This is a genomic window from Metabacillus kandeliae, from assembly GCF_021166585.1.
Classification (GTDB): Bacteria; Bacillota; Bacilli; order Bacillales; family Bacillaceae; genus Metabacillus_B; species Metabacillus_B kandeliae.
The window spans coordinates 1-24,126 of the sequence record NZ_JAJOZE010000010.1 but is presented as its reverse complement, the minus strand read 5'-3'; the positions used below and the strand labels follow the sequence as shown (position 1 = coordinate 24,126).

27 protein-coding genes are annotated in these 24,126 nt (G+C 45.8%); 26 read left to right on the top strand and 1 reads right to left on the bottom strand.

Translation table 11 applies throughout. The features are described from left to right. Positions 1-174 precede the first annotated feature (174 nt). Genes LRR81_RS16750 through LRR81_RS16740 form a run of 3 tightly spaced genes read left to right on the top strand, consistent with a single transcriptional unit; the run spans position 175 to position 1,824 of the window. Positions 175-1,251: a DUF4097 family beta strand repeat-containing protein gene (locus LRR81_RS16750; RefSeq protein ID WP_231790543.1), complete on the top strand. Its 1,077-nt coding sequence runs from the start codon at positions 175-177 to the stop codon at positions 1,249-1,251. Between the two features lie 5 nt (positions 1,252-1,256). Continuing rightward, complete coding sequence (locus LRR81_RS16745; RefSeq protein ID WP_231790542.1) at positions 1,257-1,460, top strand: PspC domain-containing protein; 204 nt, start codon at positions 1,257-1,259, stop codon at positions 1,458-1,460. Continuing rightward, a complete protein-coding gene (locus LRR81_RS16740) occupies positions 1,453-1,824 on the top strand; it encodes a phage holin family protein (RefSeq protein ID WP_231790541.1) in 372 nt (123 codons plus the stop codon). The genes LRR81_RS16745 and LRR81_RS16740 overlap by 8 nt, the downstream gene beginning before the upstream one ends. A 718-nt stretch (positions 1,825-2,542) precedes the next feature. Here LRR81_RS16740 and LRR81_RS16735 read toward each other — a convergent pair. Beyond that, positions 2,543-3,103, bottom strand: coding sequence for an N-acetylmuramoyl-L-alanine amidase (locus LRR81_RS16735; protein ID WP_231790540.1), 561 nt, complete (start codon positions 3,101-3,103; stop codon positions 2,543-2,545). A 226-nt stretch (positions 3,104-3,329) separates the two neighbouring features. On the opposite strand from LRR81_RS16735, the gene hprK reads away from it, so the two are divergent. From hprK to LRR81_RS16620, 23 genes are all read left to right on the top strand, one after another. Next, positions 3,330-4,250, top strand: a complete 921-nt coding sequence (gene hprK / locus LRR81_RS16730) for an HPr(Ser) kinase/phosphatase (protein ID WP_231790539.1) — start codon at positions 3,330-3,332, stop codon at positions 4,248-4,250. 21 nt (positions 4,251-4,271) lie between these two features. Beyond that, positions 4,272-5,102 (top strand): prolipoprotein diacylglyceryl transferase, encoded by an 831-nt coding sequence (gene lgt / locus LRR81_RS16725; RefSeq protein ID WP_231790538.1) that lies wholly within the window; start codon positions 4,272-4,274, stop codon positions 5,100-5,102. Next, positions 5,102-6,061, top strand: coding sequence for a nucleoside recognition domain-containing protein (locus tag LRR81_RS16720; RefSeq protein WP_231790537.1), 960 nt, complete (start codon positions 5,102-5,104; stop codon positions 6,059-6,061). The genes lgt and LRR81_RS16720 overlap by 1 nt, the downstream gene beginning before the upstream one ends. Continuing rightward, the gene (gene ppaX / locus LRR81_RS16715) at positions 6,036-6,692 is read left to right on the top strand and encodes a pyrophosphatase PpaX (RefSeq protein WP_231790536.1); all 657 of its coding nucleotides are present in this window, start codon (positions 6,036-6,038) and stop codon (positions 6,690-6,692) included. The genes LRR81_RS16720 and ppaX overlap by 26 nt, the downstream gene beginning before the upstream one ends. Continuing rightward, positions 6,679-7,203 carry an acyltransferase gene (locus LRR81_RS16710; RefSeq protein WP_231790535.1) on the top strand — a complete coding sequence of 175 codons (525 nt, stop codon included), beginning with the start codon at positions 6,679-6,681 and terminating at the stop codon, positions 7,201-7,203. Before ppaX ends, LRR81_RS16710 begins: the two co-directional genes overlap by 14 nt. Positions 7,204-7,322: 119 nt before the next feature. Continuing rightward, positions 7,323-8,867 carry an MDR family MFS transporter gene (locus tag LRR81_RS16705; protein WP_231790534.1) on the top strand — a complete coding sequence of 515 codons (1,545 nt, stop codon included), beginning with the start codon at positions 7,323-7,325 and terminating at the stop codon, positions 8,865-8,867. A 30-nt stretch (positions 8,868-8,897) separates the two neighbouring features. Beyond that, positions 8,898-9,485 (top strand): PadR family transcriptional regulator, encoded by a 588-nt coding sequence (locus tag LRR81_RS16700; RefSeq protein WP_231790533.1) that lies wholly within the window; start codon positions 8,898-8,900, stop codon positions 9,483-9,485. Positions 9,486-9,896: 411 nt separating this feature from the next. Beyond that, complete coding sequence (locus LRR81_RS16695) at positions 9,897-11,069, top strand: ATP phosphoribosyltransferase regulatory subunit (protein ID WP_231790532.1); 1,173 nt, start codon at positions 9,897-9,899, stop codon at positions 11,067-11,069. 5 nt (positions 11,070-11,074) lie between these two features. Next, positions 11,075-11,704 carry an ATP phosphoribosyltransferase gene (hisG, locus tag LRR81_RS16690; protein ID WP_231790637.1) on the top strand — a complete coding sequence of 210 codons (630 nt, stop codon included), beginning with the start codon at positions 11,075-11,077 and terminating at the stop codon, positions 11,702-11,704. Next, complete coding sequence (gene hisD / locus LRR81_RS16685) at positions 11,704-12,975, top strand: histidinol dehydrogenase (protein WP_231790636.1); 1,272 nt, start codon at positions 11,704-11,706, stop codon at positions 12,973-12,975. The genes hisG and hisD overlap by 1 nt, the downstream gene beginning before the upstream one ends. A gap of 13 nt (positions 12,976-12,988) precedes the next feature. Then, positions 12,989-13,576 (top strand): imidazoleglycerol-phosphate dehydratase HisB, encoded by a 588-nt coding sequence (gene hisB, locus LRR81_RS16680; RefSeq protein WP_231790531.1) that lies wholly within the window; start codon positions 12,989-12,991, stop codon positions 13,574-13,576. Then, a complete protein-coding gene (hisH, locus tag LRR81_RS16675; protein WP_231790530.1) occupies positions 13,577-14,200 on the top strand; it encodes an imidazole glycerol phosphate synthase subunit HisH in 624 nt (207 codons plus the stop codon). Further along, the gene (gene hisA / locus LRR81_RS16670; RefSeq protein WP_231790529.1) at positions 14,197-14,931 is read left to right on the top strand and encodes a 1-(5-phosphoribosyl)-5-[(5-phosphoribosylamino)methylideneamino]imidazole-4-carboxamide isomerase; all 735 of its coding nucleotides are present in this window, start codon (positions 14,197-14,199) and stop codon (positions 14,929-14,931) included. The genes hisH and hisA overlap by 4 nt, the downstream gene beginning before the upstream one ends. Further along, on the top strand, positions 14,928-15,686 hold the full coding sequence (gene hisF, locus LRR81_RS16665; RefSeq protein WP_231790528.1) for an imidazole glycerol phosphate synthase subunit HisF: 759 nt from the start codon (positions 14,928-14,930) through the stop codon (positions 15,684-15,686). The genes hisA and hisF overlap by 4 nt, the downstream gene beginning before the upstream one ends. Continuing rightward, on the top strand, positions 15,683-16,294 hold the full coding sequence (hisIE, locus tag LRR81_RS16660) for a bifunctional phosphoribosyl-AMP cyclohydrolase/phosphoribosyl-ATP diphosphatase HisIE (RefSeq protein WP_231790527.1): 612 nt from the start codon (positions 15,683-15,685) through the stop codon (positions 16,292-16,294). The genes hisF and hisIE overlap by 4 nt, the downstream gene beginning before the upstream one ends. Before the next feature lie 212 nt (positions 16,295-16,506). After that, a complete protein-coding gene (locus LRR81_RS16655; RefSeq protein ID WP_231790526.1) occupies positions 16,507-17,946 on the top strand; it encodes a tetratricopeptide repeat protein in 1,440 nt (479 codons plus the stop codon). Positions 17,947-18,071: 125 nt separating this feature from the next. Beyond that, entirely contained in the window at positions 18,072-19,028 is a 957-nt protein-coding gene (gene trxB, locus LRR81_RS16650) for a thioredoxin-disulfide reductase (protein ID WP_231790525.1), read from the top strand. 740 nt (positions 19,029-19,768) lie between these two features. Next, positions 19,769-20,233: an 8-oxo-dGTP diphosphatase gene (locus LRR81_RS16645; protein ID WP_231790524.1), complete on the top strand. Its 465-nt coding sequence runs from the start codon at positions 19,769-19,771 to the stop codon at positions 20,231-20,233. 37 nt (positions 20,234-20,270) lie between these two features. Continuing rightward, on the top strand, positions 20,271-21,194 hold the full coding sequence (gene rapZ / locus LRR81_RS16640; RefSeq protein WP_331716354.1) for an RNase adapter RapZ: 924 nt from the start codon (positions 20,271-20,273) through the stop codon (positions 21,192-21,194). A 2-nt stretch (positions 21,195-21,196) separates the two neighbouring features. Next, positions 21,197-22,162 (top strand): gluconeogenesis factor YvcK family protein, encoded by a 966-nt coding sequence (locus tag LRR81_RS16635; protein ID WP_231790523.1) that lies wholly within the window; start codon positions 21,197-21,199, stop codon positions 22,160-22,162. A gap of 41 nt (positions 22,163-22,203) precedes the next feature. Further along, positions 22,204-23,154, top strand: a complete 951-nt coding sequence (gene whiA, locus LRR81_RS16630) for a DNA-binding protein WhiA (protein ID WP_231790522.1) — start codon at positions 22,204-22,206, stop codon at positions 23,152-23,154. Between the two features lie 111 nt (positions 23,155-23,265). Then, positions 23,266-23,523: an HPr family phosphocarrier protein gene (locus tag LRR81_RS16625; protein ID WP_231790521.1), complete on the top strand. Its 258-nt coding sequence runs from the start codon at positions 23,266-23,268 to the stop codon at positions 23,521-23,523. Then, positions 23,471-23,977 (top strand): GNAT family N-acetyltransferase, encoded by a 507-nt coding sequence (locus tag LRR81_RS16620; protein ID WP_231790520.1) that lies wholly within the window; start codon positions 23,471-23,473, stop codon positions 23,975-23,977. Before LRR81_RS16625 ends, LRR81_RS16620 begins: the two co-directional genes overlap by 53 nt. Positions 23,978-24,126: the final 149 nt, after the last annotated feature.

The window sequence follows — 24,126 nt, the reverse complement described above, 5'->3', positions numbered from 1 at the left end:
TTAAGGCCAATCAAAGATAAACGGCCAGCCTTTTCGCATGAAACCGAACGTGAAGGCATACGTATAACTGCTATGGACTATTTTTACATGGAAAAAAGGGAACAGCCTCCCTGGCAGAGTATACCTTTAGGAGGAAGCTGTGCAGAATAGAAGAAACTCTCGGAGGTGCGGAACTTGAAGGAAGAAAGAAAAAGAATATTGAAGCTTGTAGAAGAAGGTAAGCTCTCTGTAGATGAAGCTTTATCTTTAATAGAATCGCTTGAAAGCGAAAGCAAAGAAAAAATGAAAAAGGTCAACCTGGCAAAGGAATATGATTTTTACGAAGAACCAAAGCAGAAAACAGCAGGGATCGGAACAAAGCTGACTGAATGGATCGACACTGCCGTCAAAAAAGTGAAGGAACTGGATATTGATCTTGCATTCGGCAGCTACCTTGACGTTCATCATGTTTACCAAATTCCTGCCCTCCAGGTGAATGAGCTGGATGTTGATCTTATGTATGGAAGCATCAACGTTAAGCCGTGGAACGAAACAGAAATTCGGATAGAGTGTGACGCAAAGATTTACAGAGTCAATACTCTGGAGGAAGCAAGGAACGTTTTTCTTTCCAATATGGAGTGCCGTCCTGAAGGCAGCAGGCTGGCAGTCAGGACCGATAAGAAAAGCATGAAGGTCAATATCACAATGATGGTCCCGCAAAAGGTTTACGAAAAGGCAAAATTTAAACTGTTTAGCGGTCCAATCCGCGGGGAACAGCTATCCTTAAAAGACAGCCAGTCCAAAACAGCCAATGGCGTTATTTCCTTTGTCGGCCTGTCTGGCGAAAAAGCTGAATTTGAAACGGCCAACGGTCAAATTAAACTGGCTCAGCACAGAATAAAAAAGGTAGAAGCTGAAACCATAAACGGCTTAATTGAGACAGCCGGTGAAAGTGAACGGCTAGATCTCCAAAGCTTTAACGGCAATATTGCTGTCCAGGAATTCAACCCTGAGAGCAGTGCCATACACGTGAAAACGACAACGGGAAGCATTGACCTGCAGCTGCCGCTGAACACTGCCGTATCAGGAGAACTTAAATCCAATCTTGGCGCCCTGCATCCATACCTGCAGCAAATGGAAATCATCAGTGAAAAAAATGATGCCATTCAAAAAGAACTGCGCTTTAGAGCCAACACGGCAGAGCAAGGAGAGCTAAATGTATTTGCAGAAACGAAAACAGGCTCTATTACTGCCAAGCATATGATGAGGTGAAACAAATGAAAAGACTGTACCGTTCAAGAAGGGACCGGAAAATGGCCGGTGTTCTCGGAGGAGCTGCCGAACTTCTCGGAATAGACTCCTCCCTCCTTCGAGTCGCATTTATGGTCATTTTTGTGTTTACTGCTTTTTTCCCGCTTGCTTTAATTTATCTTCTTTGGATCTTTATCGTGCCGAATGAAGAGGATGTCCGCCTTGATTAGATGGCTTGTCAGCATCCTCGTTAATGCTCTGATTCTGATCGTTGTCGCCGGATTCTTTAAAGATACTATCTATTTAAGCGGCATCCCTGCCGCCATCCTGGCAAGCTTTATCTTATCAATTGTCAACCTGTTCGTTAAGCCGATTTTAATTTTATTAACCTTGCCTGTTACAGTCCTGACACTCGGCTTATTTCTGTTTGTGATTAATGGAATTTCACTCTGGATCACTCAGGGGATTATGGGGGACTCCTTCAATATCAACGGATTCGGTGCAGCTATTTTAGCTTCTGTTGTGATTTCTTTATTGCATTTATTGATCCAGAAAGGGATTATGGATCCTTTGCAGGAGCGGAGGCAGAGGTAGAGGCTGGGTTGGGGCTTGCGGTTGGGAACCTCTGTCTTCCTCAAACTTTAAATTTAGAGACCTGTCCCCTGTTCCGTTAAAGCAGAAGAGGACAGGGCAGTTAACGTAAAAAGAGCGCCATCTCTATGCTCATTAAGACTGGTGACAGGTCTTTAGAACTTTAACAGATTGAGGGACAGGGACCACTAGGTGATCCCTGTCCTTCTATGCTTTAGTGCACAAGGGGACAAGGGAAGATTTTTAAAAGCCTTGCTGTTCAAGGAGTCTGAGAGACGGGGCCAGGGCTTTATTGCAATAGAGCAGCGGGGGCCAGGTCACTGGTATTTGAGGGGACAGCGGCTTTTGAGTATAGGCAAAAAATTTGTGTAGAGGAAAAAGTGCCTGGCCCCATTTTTTATGGTGACCTGTCCCCTGCTCCTTTAACGCATAGAATGACAGAGACTATAGTGTATTTCCGTAAAGGCACCAGCTGCTGAATGATATGGGGACAGGTCTTTTTCTCATTAACGCACAGAGGGCCAAGTGCCATATAGTCGGTACCTGGCCCTTGCTCCGTTACTGTAATAGGGGACAGAGGCATACTTCTGAAAAGCTTTGAGCAGTCTGTTATTGATAGGAGGGGGGACACAACTTTAGTCAGTTACTGTACTGAGGGACAGGTCACTAAGTGCAGTGGTGCTGTGAGTAAATTGCCACCCCCCAATCAACCAACCCGCCATCACCTCCTCAAAAGCCCATACCTCTCCACAATCCCCTCTGCAATAGCCCAGGCGCATCTCTCCTGATAGGCTGCTGTTCTAAGCAAGCCGGCTTCCTCCTTGTTGGTCATAAATCCGCATTCAACGAGGACAGCCGGCATTTTGGTGTGCTTTAAGACGTAGAAGTCGGCTCCTTTGATTCCCCGGCTTTTCCGGCATGTGGCCGCTGTGAGCTTTTTTTGAAGCAGCTGGGCGAGCTGGAAGGCTTTGAGCGGAAAAGAGGTGTGGACAAAGGTTTCGATTCCGCCTGCTCCGTTCCATGTTTTTCCGTCACCTGAAGCATTGGCATGGATGGAGACAAAGAGGTCGGCATGGTGGCTGTTTGCAAGGGAGGTTCTTTCGCTGAGCGGTACATCTCTTTTGTCTGAGTGAGAAAATAAGACGGCAGTGTTTTGATATTTTTCCAGAAAGATTTTAAGATGATGGGCAACTTCTCTGTTGAATTCGTATTCTCGCATGCCATCGACTGTCCGTTTGCCGGGCGTTGAGTAGCCGTGTCCTGCATCAGCAATAATAAGCATAGGGTAAAGCCTCCTTTAATTGTCTTTTCATCCTTTACATAAAGAAAAAGAGTGTGAAAAGGAGCATGCCTTTTGGAAAAAATATGCTTGTGGTCTTCCTTTTTTTCGCTGGCTCTTCTATATTAAAGGCCATAAGTGCTAAAATAATAAGGTGCTGCTGAAGAAGTGATAGCCCTGGATGGATTTTGTCAGGGCTTGAAATATATTTTAAAAGGAGGCAGACAAATTGCCGAAAGTCTGTACAAAAGATTTGATGCAGAAGTTTAATTTAGAATTGATTTGCGGAGAAGAGGGCATTAACCGCCCGATTACGACGAGTGATTTATCACGGCCGGGAATTGAGTTGGCCGGCTACTTCAATTATTACCCTGAGGAAAGAGTTCAGATTCTTGGGAAAACAGAGCTTTCTTTTTTTGAAAAATTGACTCAGGAGGAGAAGGTAAACCGGATGAATTCCCTTTGTACACCGGCTACCCCTGCTGTCATTGTGTCAAGAGGGCTTGATATTCCCGAGGAGCTGATTGTTGCTTCAGAGGAGAGGGAAGTGCCTGTACTGCGTTCGCCCCTGAAGACGACCCGCCTTTCCAGCCATTTGACGAACTTTCTTGAAGGAAAGCTCGCTCCAACGACAGCGATTCATGGAGTATTGGTTGATGTTTATGGTGTGGGTGTGCTGATTACAGGAAAAAGCGGTGTAGGTAAGAGTGAAACGGCGCTGGAGCTTGTGAAGAGAGGGCACAGGCTTGTGGCGGATGATTGCGTTGAGATCCGCCAGGAGGATCAGGATACATTGATCGGCAATGCGCCTGATTTGATCGAGCATTTGCTGGAAATCAGAGGTCTTGGCATTATCAATGTAATGACGCTGTTCGGAGCTGGTGCTGTTCGCAGCAATAAGCGCATTACGCTTGTAATCAATCTCGAAATTTGGGATTCAAAGAAGCAGTATGACAGGGTTGGGCTTGATGAAGAAAAAATGAAAATTATAGATACCGATATTCAAAAGCTCACAGTTCCAGTAAGACCAGGCCGAAACCTGGCTGTTATCATTGAGGTGGCTGCCATGAATTTCAGGCTGAAGCGTATGGGTGTTAATGCGGCTGAGCAGTTTACAGATAAGCTTGCCGGTGTGATTAATGAAAAATAGATTGTTCAGGAGCTGAAACAGATGGAGTCTATACACCCTTTAAATCCGATCGCATTTGAAATCGGTTCACTGCGTGTTCATTGGTACGGCATTATTATCGGGTTCGGAGCGCTGCTCGGTCTTTGGGTAGCGATGAGAGAAAGCGAAAGAAGAGGCATGAATAAGGATATTTTCGTAGATCTTGTGCTTTTTGCTATCCCGATTGCCATTGTTTGCGCAAGAGCTTATTATGTTCTATTTGAATGGGGCTATTATTCGAAACATCCTGCTGAGATTCCGCAGATTTGGAACGGCGGGCTTGCCATTCATGGCGGGTTAATCGGCGCTGTCATAACGGGAATTATATTCGCGCGCATTCGGAAAGTTTCGTTTTGGAAGCTGGCAGATATTGCGGCACCAAGCATTTTGATCGGCCAGGCAATCGGGAGATGGGGAAATTTCATGAATCAGGAAGCCCATGGCGGACCTGTTTCACGCGCTTTCTTGGAAAATCTCCACCTTCCGCAGTTTATCATTAACCAGATGTACATAGACGGAACGTACTATCATCCGACTTTTTTATACGAATCATTATGGAGCCTTGCCGGCATCATCCTGCTGCTGTTCCTGAGAAGAGTGAATCTTCGCCGGGGCGAGATGTTTCTTACTTATCTGATTTGGTACTCTGTCGGACGGTTCTTTATTGAAGGAATGCGCACAGACAGTCTGATGCTGACTTCTACGCTCCGGATTGCCCAGGTGATTTCACTTGTTCTGATTGCAGCGGCGATCATTTTAATCATCGTGAGAAGAGCAGCAGGAATGGCGAAGGAGCACTATTTGGATGCACCGGGCGAAGCGAAGGGGAGATAGTGTTGTCCAGTTTTAAAAAAGGACTGCAGGCAGGCTTAACGACAACTTGGACGCTTGGAAAGGTGATCTTTCCCATTACAATTTTGATAGGGATTTTGCGCCATACGCCTGTTATTGATTGGATTGTGAAGCTGATTGCGCCGTTAATGGCCCTGTTCGGCCTTCCGGGAGAAGCGGCGATTCCGCTTGTTCTCGGAAATTTGCTGAATTTGTATGCCGGTATTGCAGGTATTCTGACACTGTCACTTTCAGTGAAAAGTGTCTTTATTCTGGCGGTCATGCTTTCCTTTTCCCATAACCTGCTCATTGAATCGACAGTTGCTTCAAGGGTGGGAATTAAAATATGGGTGATTGTGCTGGTTAGAATGGGATTGGCACTCGTTTCGGCGGCTGTGATTAACCTCGTCTGGCACGGCGGGAGCGAAACTGCCCAGTACGGCATGATTTCGAACCAGGGAGCAGCGCCTGGCAGCTGGGGAGGAATTGTACTTGAGGCCATAACAAAGGGCGCTCTCGGTGTGCTGCAGCTGGCAGCGATTGTTATTCCGCTTATGGTTGTGATTCAGTACTTGAAGGATTATGGCTTTTTAAATAAGCTTTCAAAATGGCTGGCCCCTTTTACAAGACTTCTTGGCATGAGGGAAAACACCTCCATGACGCTTGTTGCAGGCCTCACAATCGGTCTCGCGTATGGAGCGGGCGTTATGATTCAGGCTGTAAAGGACGATGGCGTGAGCAAAAGGGACATCACGCTTGCTTTTATCTTTCTCGTGTCGTGCCATGCAGTTGTGGAGGACACGCTTATCTTTGTTCCGCTTGGGATACCGGTCTGGCCTCTGCTGTTAATCAGGCTTCTTACAGCTGTGCTTTTGACAGTAATCGTGGCAAGGCTTTGGACAGGGCGGAACCAATCAGCAGGAAAGGACAGCAAATATGAAACTAACTACGATTCTCTTTGACTTGGACGGAACTTTAATCAACACGAATGATTTAATTATCGAGTCATTTCTCTATACCCTGAATGAATATTATCCAGGGAAATATCAGCGCGAGGACGTGCTTCCGTTTATGGGGCCGACTTTGCATGAAACCTTTTCTGAGATGAACCCGGAAAAAACGGAAGAAATGATCAAGGTTTACCGGAAATTCAACCACGAGCAGCATGACAGGCTTGTAAAAGAGTTCGACACCGTTTTCGAAACGGTGAGAACACTGAAGGAAAATGGCTTTAAGCTGGGCATTGTAACAACGAAAATTCTTGATACTGTCACAATGGGGCTGAATTTAACCAATCTCGGGCAGTTCTTCGAAGTGGTTGTGACACTTGATGATGTGGTACATGCAAAGCCGCATCCTGAGCCTGTGCTGCTTGCTTTGGAAAAGCTCGGCTCCCGTCCGGAAGAAGCGATCATGGTCGGAGACAACCATCATGATATTGAATCAGGGAAAAATGCCGGCACATTAACAGCAGGTGTTGCCTGGACAGCAAAGGGCGAGGAATATTTGCTCTCCTTCAAACCAGATTATATGCTTCAAAGAATGAGTGATTTGCTTGATATTGCCGGAGTGAACGAAGTTGAGGAAAACTGAGCGCTATCCTGTAGAAGGAGCCAACTCCTTGTGGCATATTTATAAAACCGTTCCGTTTTGGAAGGTTGTCCGCAATTTTATCGTCATTCAGGCGGCAAGGTACACCCCCTTTCTGGCAATGAAAAATGCCATGTACCAGAATTTCCTCGGCGTAAAGATAGGAGATCAAACCTCTTTTGCACTGATGGTGATGCTGGATATCATGTTTCCGGAAAAAATCACCGTTGGAAGAAATACGGTGATCGGCTACAATACAACCATTCTGGCTCACGAGTATTTAATTAAAGAATACAGACTTGGCAATGTCTTGATTGGCGATGAAGTGCTGATCGGCGCCAACACGACGATTCTGCCGGGCGTGGTGATCGGCGACGGTGCTGTTGTATCAGCTGGAACGCTAGTGCATAAAGATGTTCCGGCCGGTTCCTTTGTCGGCGGCAATCCAATGAGGATTATTTATACAGCAGATGAGATGGAAAAACGCGTTTTAACAGAACCTGATGGACAGTGAAAGCTGTCGATCAGGTTTTTTTATTTACAGCATATTCCCTCTAGCTAAATACCCAAATTTGGTTATAATAAGAAAGAACTAATATTCAAATTTGAGTAATTAATGGAGGGGAGCCTGAAATGGTTTCGACAGAAAAACAAACCCGTATTATTGTTGCGGGACTCTTGCTTGGCATCTTTATGTCAGCCATGGACAATACCATCGTGGCAACAGCAATGGGGAAAATTATCTCTGACCTTGGCGGGCTGGATAAGTTTGTTTGGGTCACATCTGCTTATATGGTGACCGTTATGGCCGGTATGCCGATTTTTGGCAAGCTGTCAGATATGTATGGGAGAAAACGGTTTTTTATCTTTGGCCTTACCGTTTTTCTCATTGGGTCTGCGCTTTGCGGAACGGCTGACAGTATTGTGCAGCTCAGTCTGTACAGAGCCTTGCAGGGAGTGGGAGGCGGTGCGCTTCTGCCGATTGCCTTTACCATCGTATTTGATATTTTTCCTCCTGAAAAGCGCGGGAAAATGACAGGCTTGCTTGGCGCAGTGTTCGGCGCTTCAAGTGTCATCGGTCCGCTGCTGGGAGCATATATCACAGAATATATCGGCTGGAATTGGATTTTTTATGTGAACGTGCCGATCGGTTTGGTATCTTTAGTTTTGATTTCCCGTTTCTATAAGGAATCACAAAGCCGTAAAGATCAGAAGATTGACTGGGCTGGAGCTGCTGCACTTGTTGTTTCGGTTGTCAGCCTGATGTTTGCCATAGAGCTTGGCGGCAAGGAATATGCCTGGTCATCAGTGCAGATTATTTCCCTGTTCGTTATTTTTGCTGCAGCGCTTATTCTGTTTTTCTTTGTGGAAAAGAGAGCGAAGGAGCCGATCATCTCATTTTGGATGTTCAAACGGCGCTTATTCGCTTCCTCACAGATCCTGGCGTTTTTCTACGGCGCTACATTTGTTATTTTAACGGTATTCATCCCGATTTTCGTTCAGGCTGTGTACGGAGGTTCTGCCACCAATGCAGGGCTGATTTTGACGCCGATGATGCTCGGTTCCGTTGCGGGAAGCGCGATTGGCGGTATTTTTCAGACAAAAACAAGCTTCCGGAACTTAATGATCATTTCTGTCTTTTCGTTTGCAGCAGGCATGGCGCTGCTTGGAACGATGCATCCTGACACACCACGCTTTATGCTGACGGTGTTTATGATTTTAACGGGATTCGGTGTAGGCTTCAGCTTCTCCCTGCTGCCTACGTCTTCAACGCACAATCTGGAGCCGCAATTCAGAGGCTCTGCTAACTCTACAAACTCCTTTGCAAGGTCGCTTGGCATGACAATTGGGGTCAGCGTTTTTGGGAGCATCCAGAGCAATGTGTTTGCCAGCGAGCTGAAAAAAGGATTCGAAGGAATGGGTGGAGCATCACAAGGGTCATTCCCTCAGCTCTCAAACCCGAGTGCGGTTTTTCAGTCCAGTGCCCGCAATGCCATTCCGCCGCAAATACTGGATAAAATTGTTGAAGCTATGTCATCTTCTATTACGTATGTATTTATGCTGGCCCTTATCCCGATTGCATTTGCAATTGCTGCCGTCTTTTTTATGGGCAATGAGCGGATTACAGTTCCTCAAACAGCAAAGATAAAACCAGAAAAAGCGGCTGTACAGGAATAGCGCCGCAGTTAAACAGAGGTGAACGCGAGAATGAGCGTTAAACTGGTCATATTGGGCTTATTGCTTGAAGGTGATAAGCATCCATATGAAGTCCAGCAAATCATCCATGATAGGCAAATGCAGCATTACATCAAATTAGCCAGCGGCTCCCTCTATTATGCTTTTGAAACGCTTGAGCAAAAACAATTTGTAAAAGTGGTAGATGTGATCCGGGACAACAGCAGGCCGGAAAGAACAGTTTACAGCATTACAGATTCGGGGAGGCGCGAATTTGAAAAGCTTTACTTTCAGCAGCTGATGAAAAAAGAGCATATGGAGCGGCCGATTTTTGCGGTGCTGTCATTTGCGGGGTATATCGACCAGGAGAAGCTGTCACAGGCGCTGCTTCGGAAAAAAGAAGATACAGCTGCTTACCTGGACAAAATGAAAAAGCTCTACAAGTTTTTAAAGCCTGATAAATCAGTAGCCAATCTTGCTGTTGTCATGAGGGTCATTCTCCATTTAAAGACTGAACTGCTATGGCTGGACCGGCTGCAGCAAGCAGCTGAAAATGGCGAACTGACTAAGAATAATACAGAATACTTCACCCAGGTGGAGGAGTTTCTGGATCTGATGTAGGAAGGCCGTTTGCGGTCTTCCTATTTTTTGAAAAAAGCAATTTGGCGGTTATCAGCGGCGCATAAAGCTTGAAAGCGGCGCATAACAGTAAAAAGCCGCGCATAAAAGACAGAGCCCGCGCCCGCGCATAAAAGAAATATATTAGCAAGAAAGATCCTTACTTAGCCGATTTGCGCTTCTTAAAAGAAAGAAATATCATCTCTCAAGAGACGCCTCTCCCATTATTAAAAAAGGAACTTCGCAAAAAATGTCGAACTGGATATACTAAACCGGAAGCATCCCCAAAAAGAAGGGATGCTTTTTTACATAAAAGGGGTAAAAGTAAAGACTTGAAACCGTTTCTTTATTTTGATAGCATGGTAACATATTAGCGAGTTAAAGCATTCAGAAGATTCGGAGGTGTGCAGGAAATTGTATATGTTTGAAAAGCCTCTTGGGATGAGGGATACGATGCCCTCTGTGTATAAATCGAAAAAGAAGCTGAGGGAAAGCCTGCAGAAAGAGATCAGCCAGTGGGGCTTTGATTTTATTGAAACGCCGACGCTTGAATTTTATGAAACGGTCGGGGTTCAGTCGGCGATTTTAGATCAGCAGCTGTTCAAGCTGCTTGACAGGCAGGGCCATACCCTTGTCCTGAGACCGGATATGACTGCACCAATCGCACGGATTGCGGCATCCAAACTGTATAAAAACCAAAACCCGCTCCGGATTGCGTATTTGGCGAATGTGTTCAGGGCTCAGCAGCATGAAGGCGGCAGACCTGCGGAATTTGAACAAATGGGAACCGAATTGATTGGTGACGGCTCCACTTATGCTGATGCGGAAATGATCGCTTTGCTTGTGTCCGTTCTGCAGGCAGCAGGTTTGAAGGATTTCTCCATTGCGATCGGCCATATTGGTTTTGCCGATGCTCTGTTCAAGGAAATTCTCGGCAATCAGGAACGGGCAGACCGTCTGCGCCGCTATCTTTATGAAAAAAACTATGTTGGATACCGCGAGCATGTGAAGGAATTGCCGCTGTCTTCGATCGATAAACAGCGCTTGCTTGCTTTTCTTGTCCTGCGGGGAGGAATAGAAAAGGCAGATGAGGCCCTTGCGATCTCTGAGATGCCTGAAGGCCGTGCAGCCATTGCAGAAATTAAGGAGCTTTGGTCCGCTCTTCTGGATTATGGCGTTACAGAATATATAAAGCTTGATTTAAATATTGTCAGCCACATGAGCTACTATACAGGTGTTCTGTTTGAGGTCTATGCAAGCCAGATTGGCTTTCCGCTTGGTAATGGAGGGCGTTATGATCAGCTTCTTGGAAAATTTGATGCTCCTGCTCCTGCAACAGGATTCGGCATCCATCTGGACAGGCTGCTTGAGGCGCTGGGAGAATCAGAAGAACCGGTCAGCAAGCACTGCATTATTTACAGCAGTGAGCGGGCAAAAGAAGCGATTGAATATGCAGCAGCCCTCAGAAGAGACGGACTGGAAACGGTTTTGCAGCATATTAAAGGTATTCAAAACCTGGACGATTTTACCAAAAGCTTTAAGGATGTCAGTTATTTTATCGGAACAAGGAAGGAGGGGAGCTTGTGAGCAGTATGCTGACCATTGCCATGCCAAAGGGAAGAATATTCGAAGAAGCAGCGGATTTGCTCCGGAAAGCAGGATACAGGCTTCCTCCTGAATTTGATGATTCGAGAAAGCTCATTCTTGATATTCCGGAGGAAAACCTGCGTTTTTTCCTCGCAAAGCCGATGGATGTGTCCACTTATGTGGAATACGGGGTAGCAGATGCCGGAATTGCCGGAAAAGATGTGCTGCTTGAAGAAGAGCGGGATGTATACGAAGTGCTGGATTTGAAAATAAGCCGCTGCCACCTGGCTGTTGCCGGTGTTCCCGGTACAAAGCTGAATGATGTTGCTCCGAAAATTGCGACGAAATATCCTGGAGTTGCCTCAAGCTTTTACAGAGGAAAAGGCGAGCAAGTGGAGATTATCAAGCTGAACGGTTCTATTGAGCTTGCGCCGCTTGTCGGCCTTGCCGACAGGATTGTTGATATTGTATCCACAGGGAGAACGCTGAAAGAAAACGGGCTTGTGGAATATGAAAAAATTGCTGAAGTGACCTCAAGGCTGATCGTCAATCCTGTCAGCTACCGGATGAAGGACAAGCAGATTGATCTGCTCGTCAGCAGATTATCCAGTGTGACGGAGGAGATGGGGCAATGATGAAAATACTCAGGCTGAATGACAAAGACAGGCCATCATTAAAAAGATCTTTAGATAACGGTACCGAAGAGCAGCGGAATGCCGTAAAAACGATTATTGAAAAAGTAAGAAAATCCGGTGATGAAGCAGTTCTGTCCTATACAGAAGCTTTTGATGCGGTAAAGCTTGAAACACTCCATGCCGGCCCTGAAGAAATGAAGCGGGGCTATGACCAGCTTGATGATCAGCTGAAGCAGGTTTTGGAAGAAGCAGCTGAAAATATCCGCTTTTTTCATCGGCAGCAAAAGCAAAAGTCCTGGTTTACAACAGATGAAAAGGGGACGATGCTTGGCCAAAAGCTGACGCCGCTTGATTCAGTCGGAGTTTATGTACCCGGTGGAACAGCAGCATACCCTTCGTCAGTACTGATGAATGTGATCCCTGCCCAGGAAGCGGGTGTGAAGCGGATTGTCCTTGCGTCACCTCCATCAAAATCCGGTTCCCTTCCGGACGGTGTTCTTGCGGCAGCCTATATTCTCGGTGTAACTGAGATTTATACGGCAGGGGGAGCACAGGCTGTTGCAGCACTTGCCTATGGAACAGAAAGCCTTCTGCCTGTTGATAAAATTGTCGGCCCGGGAAATATTTATGTAGCCCTTGCAAAGCGGGAGGTGTTTGGAACTGTTGATATTGACATGATTGCAGGTCCAAGCGAAATTGTGGTGCTTGCGGATCGGACGGCAAAGGCGAATGAAATTGCCGCTGATCTTCTCTCACAGGCTGAGCATGACAGAATGGCTTCAAGTGTTCTTGTGACAGATTCAATGGAGCTTGCTGAACAGGTTCAATCAGAAATCAGCCATCAGCTTGAAACACTCCCGCGAAAAGAGATTGCGGAAGCCTCCATTCAGCAATATGGCTGCATTTTTACAGCTGGCAGCCTTGATGAAGCCGTGGACGCCGTAAATGAACTGGCTCCTGAGCATCTCGAAATTTTAACAGAGCAGCCGCTCGAGCTGCTCGGCAAAATCCGCCATGCTGGCGCCATTTTTCTCGGCCGTTACAGCTCAGAGCCTGTTGGGGATTATTTTGCCGGTCCGAATCATGTGCTTCCGACAAACGGCACTGCACGTTTTTCCAGCCCGCTGAATGTGGATGATTTTATGAAAAAATCAAGCGTGATTTATTACAGCAAAGCAGCTTTTGAGGAAAATGCTTTAAAGATCGCTGCGTTTGCGAGATATGAAGGTTTGGATGCCCATGCAAGGGCAATTGAAGAGAGACTGAAGTAGGGAGGCTTTTTGGATGACAAGAACAGCAGAGATTACCCGGAATACGAACGAAACGAAAATCACAGCCCAGCTTGCCATAGATGGAGAAGGCAAAGCAGAGCTGGATACAGGCGTTCCATTTCTGACTCATATGCTCGATCTTTTCGCGCGCCACGGACATTTCGATTTAATGGTAAAAGCAGATGGCGATACAGAAGTGGATGACCATCATACAACAGAGGACATCGGCATCTGCCTTGGCTACCTGTTCAGGGAAGCGCTTGGGGATAAAAAAGGCATCAAGCGCTACGGCTCAGCCCTTATTCCGATGGATGATGCGCTGGCACAGGTTGTCGTTGATCTCAGCAACAGGCCGCATTTTGAAATGAAAGGTTCTTTTCCAAGTGCAAAGACAGGCACTTTTGATACAGAGCTTGTTTATGAATTTCTTTGGAAATTCGCCCTTGAGGCTCGAATCAACCTGCATGTGATCATTCATTACGGACAAAACACACACCATATGATTGAAGCTGTTTTTAAAGCGATGGCCCGCGCGCTTGATGAAGCCGTTGTAATTGATCCGCGCGTAAAAGGTGTGCCATCAACGAAAGGAATGCTGTAGATGATTGGCATTATCGATTACGGCATGGGAAACATCTTCAGTGTCAGAAAGGCAATGGAGCGGATGGACGTTCCTTATTTTGTCTCCTCTGACCAGGCTGAATTAGAAGGGGCTGACAGCTATCTTCTGCCAGGGGTGGGCTCTTTCAAGGATGCGATGGATCATTTGAGAATGACCCGGCTGGATGAATTTATCCATCAGATGGTGAAAAAGGGGAAACCGCTTCTTGGGATCTGTCTCGGCATGCAGCTTCTGTTTGAATCCAGTGAAGAAAACGGCTTTTCTAATGGCCTTTCCCTCTTGAGGGGAACATGCAGAAGAATACCGGAAAGCGGGCTGAAGGTTCCGCACATGGGGTGGAATTCACTCCAGTTTCAAAAGGAAAGTCCTATTTTAGCAGGAGTAGAGAATAAGGATTTTGCTTATTTTGTTCACTCCTACTATGTGGAGAACCTTGAAGAAGGCACATTGCTCGCAAAAGCATCCTATGGAGTGGATGTTCCTGCTGTTGTCGGCAAAAACCTTGTATACGGAACGCAGTTTCATCCGGAAAAAAGCAGCCATGCAGGTCTTCAGATTCTTAAAAACTTTGCTGCTCTGGCGGAAAAGAGGGTGAACGCATGACATTCGAGCTCTATCCTGCGATTGATATGAGAAATGGCAAGTGTGTGCGCCTTTTGCAGGGAGATTATAATAAGGAAACAGTTTACGGGGATTCCCCTTTTGACATGGCAGCCCTTTTTGCAGAAGAAGGGGCGCGCTGGGTACATATGGTGGACCTTGACGGTGCAAAGGAAGGCAGAAGGGTAAACCATGAACATGTGCGTCTGGCAGCAGAAAAGCTGAACGTGAAGATCCAGGTTGGAGGGGGCATCCGTTCCGAAGAAGATGCGGCCTGGTATCTGGAAAGAGGGGTTGCACGGGTGATTCTCGGCAGCTCAGCTATTTCCAACCCTGCATTTGTGAAAAAGATGCTGAGGGAATACGGCAGCAAAATTGCGATCGGTCTTGATGCAAAGGATGGCTATGTGTCAACAGAAGGCTGGCTGAAAACCTCAAGCCTGAAAGCGGCTGAGCTTGGACAAGAGCTCGCAGGGCATGGAGCTGAAACCTTTATTTTTACCGATATAGCAACAGACGGCATGCTGTCAGGCCCTAATACAGAAGCCGTTGCTTCTCTTGCTGAGGCTACTGGAAAAGAAGTGATTGCTTCAGGAGGCGTCAGCAGCATTCAGGATTTGCTTGTTTTAAAAGAGCACGCCGGCAAGGGAGTTGGCGGTGCTATTATTGGTAAAGCTCTTTACGAAAAGCGGTTCTCTCTGCAGGATGCATTAAGGGAGGCTGGTGGGCAGTGATTACAAAGCGAATCATCCCCTGTCTTGATGTAAAGGACGGCCGGGTCGTAAAAGGCGTGCAGTTTGTGGAGCTCAGAGATGCGGGAGACCCTGTTGAGCTCGCAGCCTTTTACGATAAAGAAGGGGCAGATGAACTCGTATTCCTTGATATTTCCGCTTCACATGAAGGCAGGAAGACAATGGTGCACGTTGTGGAAGAAACGGCTGCAAGGCTTGCGATTCCTTTTACAGTGGGCGGAGGCATTAATACGTTAGTGGATATGAAAAATATTTTAAGGGCAGGAGCGGACAAGGTTTCCTTAAATACAGCCGCCGTTTTGAATCCTGAGCTGATTTCAGAAGGATCCCGGTTTTTCGGTTCACAGTGCATTGTGGTTGCCATAGATGCGAAATTTGATGGGGCATTCGGTGAATACCGCGTTTACACCCATGGCGGGAGAAAAGAAACAGAGTGGGAAGCTTCTGCCTGGGCAAAGGAAGCTGCTGCAAGAGGGGCAGGGGAAATTCTTTTAACAAGCATGGACCAGGACGGAGCCAAGTCAGGGTTTAACCTGGAGCTGACAAGGCTTGTCAGCGAGTCGGTTTCCATCCCTGTCATCGCTTCAGGCGGTGCGGGAAATGCAGATCATTTTTACGAAGCGTTTATAGAGGGAAAAGCAGACGCAGCCCTTGCCGCCTCGATTTTTCATTATAAAGAAACCTCTGTTAAAGAAGTGAAGAAAGAGCTAAAGGAAAGGGGAGTGAGAATCCGATGAAAGCAGATGAAATTAAGTTTGACGAAAAGGGACTTGTGCCAGCCATCATTCAGGATGCAGCAAGCAAAGAAGTGCTGACGCTTGCTTATATGAATAAAGAAGCGTTTGAAAAAACGTCAGAAACAAAGGAAACCTGGCTCTACAGCCGTTCCAGACAGGAGCTCTGGCATAAAGGGGAAACCTCAGGCAACACACAAAAGGTGCTCGAAATCCGCTATGACTGCGATCAGGATGCCGTTCTTCTTCTCGTTGAACCGAATGGCCCCGCCTGCCATACAGGGGATTATTCCTGCTTTAAAGGAAGCGGAACAGCTAAGAGCGGCCGTTTTGATATTTTCAATACACTTGAAAAGGTCATTGCTTCACGGGAAGCGGAAATGCCTGAGGGCGCTTATACGACTTACCTCTTTACTGAAGGTGTGGACAAGATATTAAAGAAAGTCGGAGAAGAGGCAGCAGAGGTTATTATTGCTTCAAAGAACAGAAATCATGAAGAATTAAAGTGGGAAGCCGCTGATTTGCTTTTCCATCTCATGGTGCTGCTGAGGGAGCAAAAGCTGCCTCTTGATGAAGTGCTGAAGGTGCTCGAAGAAAGGCATAACAGCTGATTCTCAAAAAGAATATAAAACTTATTTCACTAAAGGGGTGGGCAAACAAGCTCAGCCCCTTTTAAAATAGTAAAAGAACGGAGAGAATAGCTGAAAAAGGAAATCTTTTGTCATAATTGTTTTTTCATGGATAAGTGACACCATACCTATTGTGTGAAAATAAATTTATGGTATACTTACGTACGGTTAAATGTAAGAAATGGAGGATTTTCGTGGGGAAACATATATATGAAAGACAGCAAAAAGCGCAAGTTGTCCCTTTTTTCCAGGACGGACATTATTACCTGAAAAAGGGTCTAAAGGCTTATCGTGAACGCAATGTCCAAAAAGCCTGCAAGCTTTTAAGGCGTGCAGCGGACCTGGAGCCGGACCATTCCACTATTCTATCTCAATTTGCGATTGTCCTCACAGAATTGGGGAACTATCACGAATCAAATGATATTTTAAAAAAGATTCTGGATCGCGTTGATCCTGAAATGATTGAATGCCATTATTTTATGGCCAATAATTTTGCCCACCTCGGATTATTCCATGAAGCATATAAAAATGCAGCACTCTATTCAGAAAAGGATCCAGACGGCGAATTTTCCGGTGATAATGAAGATTTGATGGATCTTCTGATGATAGAAGGCGAAGAAGAAGGCATCGGATTTGAAGGCAATGATGACCTGATTATGAAGCAGGACCATGCCAGGGCGATGCTTGAAAAAGGTGAATTAGACGAAGCCATCAAGCTCCTGAAGGAGATTACCGCAGAATATCCCGAATTTTGGTCTGCCTACAATAACCTTTCCCTCGCCTACTTTTATTCCGGAGATGTAGAAAAAGCAAAAGAGAATTTAGAGGTTGTTCTTGAGAAAAATCCGGGGAACCTGCATGCTTTCTGCAATCTGCTCGTTTTTTACTACTATGAGCGGCAGGACGATCTCGTACAGGAACTGGTTGACAAGCTCTCAAATGTTCATCCGATTTTAGTCGAACACCGCTACAAGCTGGGGGCGACCTTTGCGCTTGTCGGAAATTACAGCCTTGCCTACAAATGGCTCCGATCCCTGCACAAACAGGGCTTTGAAGGGGACGATACCTTCTTTTACTGGCTCTCTTACTCTGCTTTCTACACCGGCCGTGAGGAGATTGCCAAAAATGCCTGGGAGCGTGTTTTGGAAGAAAATCCGTCCAAAAAGGGCTCCGAGCCATGGAACGAAGAAAATGCACAGGACAGGAAAACAGTTGAACACCGTCTGACACTTGTTTTTCTTGCTGCACAGGCGAAAAAGTTTGAAGAAATTAAAGAATTTGAAGCGCTTGTTCCGCAGTCGCCGATCGAAAAGCGGTTTATTTCGCTTTCCTTGTCAGAGCAGACTCTTGCAGCAGGTGAAGATGATGCTGTCTTTATGTTCAGAGCAGCCCAGCTCCTTTACCGCCAGCTGCTGACAGCTGAAGAAAAGCCTTATTTGTTTCTGTTTGAAGCCATGCTGAAAGCAAGGAAAAAAGAAAAAAACCTGAAGAACTATCACGCGTGGGCAGCAGCTGTTTTTTATCTGTTTGGCGCTGGCCATGCGGGCAGGCTAACGAAATCAGCCGCAGCTGAAAAGTTCGGAGTATCAGTTGCAACGCTGACAAAATACGAACGGGTTATTCAATCACTTTAGGCCCAAGCAAAATATTGGCATGATGACGCCTTATTTAATAGGATAATGAAAGGGAATACTATTCATTATCAAACATCCCATTGATGATTCATGAAGAGCAATGGATCGAACAAGGAGTGAGCACCATGTCTGAAGAAAAAATTTATGATGTCATCGTCGCGGGAGCAGGTCCGGCTGGAATGACTGCGGCTGTATATACTTCAAGGGCAAATATGTCCACATTGATGATTGAAAGAGGCGTTCCGGGCGGCCAGATGGCCAACACGGAAGAAGTGGAAAACTATCCGGGATTTGATCATATTCTTGGTCCTGAACTTTCTACAAAAATGTTTGACCATGCGAAAAAGTTCGGAGCGGAATACGCATATGGCGACATTAAAAGCATTGTGGACGAAGGCGAGTACAAAGTTGTCAAAGCTGGAAACAAGGAATACAAAACGCGCGCTATCATTATCTCCACAGGCGCTGAGTATAAAAAAATTGGCGTTCCCGGTGAAAAAGAACTCGGCGGACGCGGAGTATCCTATTGCGCAGTTTGTGACGGAGCATTCTTCAAAAACAGAGAGCTTGTCGTAGTAGGCGGCGGAGATTCAGCTGTTGAGGAAGGCGTCTATTTAACCCGCTTTGCTTCAAAAGTAACCATTGTCCATCGCCGCGATCAGCTGCGCGCACAGAAAATTCTGCAGCAGCGGGCTTTTGACAATGAAAAAGTGGAATTCATCTGGAACCATACCGTAAAAGAAATTCACGAAGAAAACGGCAAAGTCGGCAGTGTAACGCTTGTTAACACAATTACTGGCGAAGAGCAGCCATTCAAAGCAGACGGCGTCTTTATCTACATTGGACTTGTACCGCTTTCCAAGCCGTTCGAAAGTCTTGGCATTACTAACGCCAACGGCTACATCGAAACAAACGAGCTTATGGAAACAAAGGTGCCCGGCATTTTCGCTGCTGGAGACATCCGCGAAAAAGCACTCCGCCAAATCGTCACTGCAACAGGTGATGGAAGTATTGCTGCGCAAAGCGCTCAGCACTATGTAGAAGAATTGGCAGAGCAGCTGAAAGCTGTAAAAGAAGCCTAATTTAAAATTTTACAGATTTTCCAGCTAATTCGTAATTATGTTTTAACCATGCTGTAACACCGCTGCAACAATCGTGGGGTAATATATAAGTAGTAATTGACCCCCTTTTATAAAATAACTTTGAGCGCAGGTACCCTTTCCTGTGCTCCTTTTTTTGTGTGTTTTCTTATTTAGACAGGCAAAAAGAGGGGACGAAGGGGCCCTGTCCAATTTGGCTGTTGATTTCCGTTTCAGTCGGCCGCTTTCCGCGGGGCGGGCGGTGAGCCTCCTCGGCGCCTCAGCTCCTGCGGGGTCTCACCTGTCCCGCTGCTCCCGCAGGAGTCGGCCGCCTTCCACTCCAATCAACAGGTGTGTAGAATCAGCATTCTTTTTCTACATAGCCTTATTAAAAGAGGACAAAAAAATACCCGTGTTCTTATTTCTATATGCAGAGAATCATCCAGTATAATTGCCAGCCTAAATCAGATAACCACAGCTAAAAATATTCATTAGCTGCCAAGCCGGGAACCTAAAATCCAGCCCATCTAAAATTAACCTCCAACTCTGAAACACTATCTCCTCAAAAAAACTTGCCTAAATAACTGAAACCTGCCCGGCAATTTGCCGTAATGAAGAAAGAAGAGATTTTTTACCCATCAATTGTAAAGAAGTCCTCACAGCCTGTTCATTGTGAGTGTTCCGCTAACATAGTATAATATAAAAGGATTTTATGTTTTCGACAAAGTTTGAGGTGAAGGACATTGCAGAGAGTAACGAATTGTGTTTTGCGTGACGGCAATAAGGTCCTGCTGCTTCAAAAGCCGAGAAGAGGCTGGTGGGTAGCTCCGGGCGGCAAAATGGAGCAGGGAGAATCTGTGAAAGAGTCTGTCACCCGTGAATTCCGTGAAGAAACGGGCATAGAGCTGCTAAATCCGGAAATCAGAGGAATCTTTACCATTTTGATTGAAGAAGATGGCCGCATTGTTTCCGAATGGATGATGTACACGTTTTATGCTGATCAATACAGCGGCGATAACAATGACGAATCCGAAGAAGGAAAGCTTGAGTGGCATGGAGCAGGTGAGATACAGCATCTCCCGATGGCTCCAGGCGATTATCATATTTTTGAATTTATGCTGAAGGATTCAGGCGTTGTTTATGGAACCTTTACGTATACAAAGGATTTTGAACTGATTGGTTACCGGCTTGATCCGGCCGGCAATTAACTTAATGGCTGCAGAGCAGCAGCGGGAGGGGGATATGATGGAACTGATCGGCAGCAATGATACAGCGCATGAGCAGGAATCACAAACACCTGCGGATATTCAGATGATTATTATTACCGGGATGTCAGGTGCAGGCAAAACAGTGGCCATCCAAAGCTTTGAAGACTTAGGTTTCTTTTGCGTTGACAACCTTCCTCCTACACTTTTGCCCAAATTTTTAGAGCTGATGAAAGAATCCGGCTCGAAAATGAACAAGGTGGCACTTGTGATGGACCTGCGCGGCAGAGAGTTTTTTGACAGCCTGTTTCAAGCTTTAGATGATATTTCAGAGTCTACATGGATTACACCGCAGATTCTATTCTTGGATGCAAAGGATTCAGCGCTTGTCACACGGTATAAGGAAACCCGCCGTTCACACCCGCTTGCCTCAACAGGACTGCCCCTTGAAGGCATCCGGATTGAACGCGAGCTTCTAGAAGAGCTGAAGGGCCGGGCACAGCTGATTTTTGACACTTCTGAGCTGAAGCCGCGCGAACTGAGAGAAAAAATCCTCAGCCGCTTTGCTTCCAGCATAGAACAGACATTTACGGTGAATGTGATGTCATTCGGGTTTAAATACGGCATTCCGATTGATGCGGATCTCGTATTTGATGTCAGATTTTTGCCGAACCCGCATTACATCGAGCATATGAGACTGCAGACAGGTCTTGAGGAAGAGGTTTCTTCCTATGTGCTGAAGTGGAATGAAACATCAAAATTTCTCGAAAAGGTCCTCGATCTGCTCACATTTATGCTTCCTTATTACAAAAGAGAAGGTAAGAGCCAGTTAGTTATTGCGATCGGCTGCACAGGAGGCCAGCATCGTTCAGTAACATTGGCGGAGTATATTGCCAAACACTATATGAAAGACTATCAGACACACGTGTCACACCGTGATATTGATAAGAGGAAAAAACGATAAGCGTGGAAGCCTCAAAAAATTCAAAAATCGTCATCATCGGCGGCGGTACAGGTCTATCCGTATTGCTGCGTGGACTTAAGCAATATCCTGTTGATATTACTGCTATTGTGACTGTCGCTGATGACGGAGGAAGCTCAGGCAGACTCCGTGACGAACTGAAAATGCCGCCTCCTGGGGACATAAGAAATGTACTCGCTGCACTATCCGATGTTGAGCCGCTTGTTGAAGAGCTGTTTCAGCATCGTTTTAATAAGGGCAACAGTTTAACAGGCCATTCGCTCGGCAATTTAATTCTTGCCGCCATGACAAATATTACAGGCGACTTTACCCATGCCATCCGCGAGATGAGCAAGGTGCTGAATGTGCGCGGCAGGGTGCTTCCTGCAGCAAACAAAAGTGTCTTTCTTCATGCAGAGATGGAGGACGGTTCAACCGTAACGGGTGAGTCAAAGATTCCTTACTCCGGGAAACGGATTAAGCGGGTTTTTCTGACGCCTGAAAAGATCGAACCGCTCCCTGAAACAATTGAAGCCATCAGGGAAGCTGAACTCATTATTTTGGGCCCTGGAAGTTTATATACAAGCATACTGCCGAATCTTCTAGTTCCAAAAATCGGCAAGGAAGTCTGCGAGTCAAAAGCGAAGAAAGTATACATCTGCAACGTGATGACCCAGGCTGGAGAAACCTTGAACTTCACGGCAACGGACCATATTAAGGCGCTTTACGACCATATGGATTGTGCGTTTATCAATACCGTGCTCGTGAACAAGGAGAACATTCCTGATGAGATTAAGGAACGCTATAAAGAAGAATTGGCTGAACCGGTTACCTGTGATCCCGAAGAACTGGAAGCTCTCGGTTTAGAGGTCATGCATGAGCAGATTGTCTCCTACGATAACAACGTGATCAGACATGATACAAACAAAGTAGCAAAGCTGCTCTACAGCATCCTTAAAGACCAATCATAGGTGCAACCGCATGCACTTAGCAAAGATTGGAGGTGCAAAAGATGTCTTTTGCATCTGAAACAAAAAAAGAATTAACCAATGTAGACGTGAAAGACTGCTGCCTTAAAGCAGAGCTTTCCGCTCTTATTCGCATGAATGGCTCCTTATCCTTTTCCAACAGAAAAATGATAGTGGATATCCAAACAGAGAATGCAGCTATCGCAAGACGAATTTATACGCTTTTAAAGCGCAAATACGATGCGGCTGTTGAACTGCTCGTCCGGAAAAAAATGAAGCTGAAGAAAAACAATGTCTACATCGTCCGGATAGTAGAACAGGCACAGGCCATTCTTGAAGATTTAAAAATTATGGGAGAAAACTTTGCTTTTGAGCGAAGCATTTCATCCGAACTGACAGCGAAAAATTGCTGCAGACGCTCCTACATGAGAGGTGCCTTTCTAGCAGGCGGCTCTGTAAATAACCCTGAAACATCATCCTATCACCTTGAAATTTTTTCACTCTACAAAGAGCACAATGATTCTCTTTGCGAGCTGATGAATACCTTTCATTTAAACAGCAAAACACTTGAAAGAAAAAAGGGATACATTACGTATTTAAAAGAAGCGGAAAAAATTGCAGACTTTTTGAGCATTATCGGTGCTCACAGTTCTCTTCTGCGGTTTGAAGATGTCAGGATTGTCAGAGACATGAGAAACTCCGTCAACAGACTGGTCAACTGCGAAACAGCCAATCTCAATAAAACCATTGGTGCAGCTCTGCGCCAGGTAGAAAACATCCGGTTTATTGATGAAAGGATAGGACTTGATGCCCTTCCCGGAAAACTCAGTGAAATTGCGAAGCTCCGCGTTGAGTTTCAGGAGGTTACACTTAAGGAATTAGGGGAAATGGTATCAGGAAGCAAAATAAGCAAATCCGGCATCAACCACCGCTTGCGAAAGCTTGACCAGATTGCTGAAGAGCTGAGAGCGGGCAAACCGCTATCACTGAAATAGCAGGGCAGCCATAAGCTGCTCCTGCTTTAAAATAAGGGAGAGATAGAGGCACCATCAGAACTGCAGAATTCCCTGCAAATACAGTCTTATTAATGAAAGAGGGGAATAAATATGGTTGAGAAAAAAGTAGAAGTACTATTAAAAACAGGTCTTCAGGCACGCCCTGCTGCGCTGTTTGTTCAAGAAGCCAACCGGTTTGCATCAGATATTTTTCTTGAAAAAGACGGAAAAAAAGTCAACGCAAAAAGCATTATGGGATTGATGAGCCTTGCGATCAGCTCAGGCACCATTATTTCTCTTATAGCTGAAGGCAGCGATGAAGAAGAAGCGCTGGAAGCACTTGCTGACTACGTTCAGCGGGAAGGATAGGATGATCAGGCTGCTGGATATTTCACGCTTGGAAATTGCTGAAAGCGTTCTTAATGTTCAGATCCCTTCCTATCTTGTAGAAGTAAGCTACATAGGGTTTAAAGAAATTCCACCCTTGAAGGACACTGCCGAAACTTTGGCCGCATGCGGAGAAACCTTTCTCGGCTTCTTTGTAAAAGAAGAGCTGGCAGGGTTTCTTTCTTATGAAATGGATGAAGACATAATGACCATCTGCCGTGTGGCCGTTCATCCCGAGCACTTTAAAAAAGGAATCGCCAGCGCCCTTCTTAAAGAAGCCGAAAAGGCTGCGTATTCTTTACGCACCATCAAAGTATCAACTGGGAAGAAAAACAGCCCGGCGATCTCACTCTATCAGAAAACAGGCTACTCCAAAACAAAAGATATCCTCATTCAGCCGGATTTGTGGATAACCTGTCTGGAAAAGAAGGTATAGCCTCTATTTGTGGATACAATTTTTCTGAACCACCAATTCAGGTGTGGATAAAAGAAAGATATGTTCATAAGCATGGGGAAATGTGGGTAACATCTGCAGTGAAAAAGCAATATGTGGATAACTCATAAAAAGAAAAGGACCGCATCCGG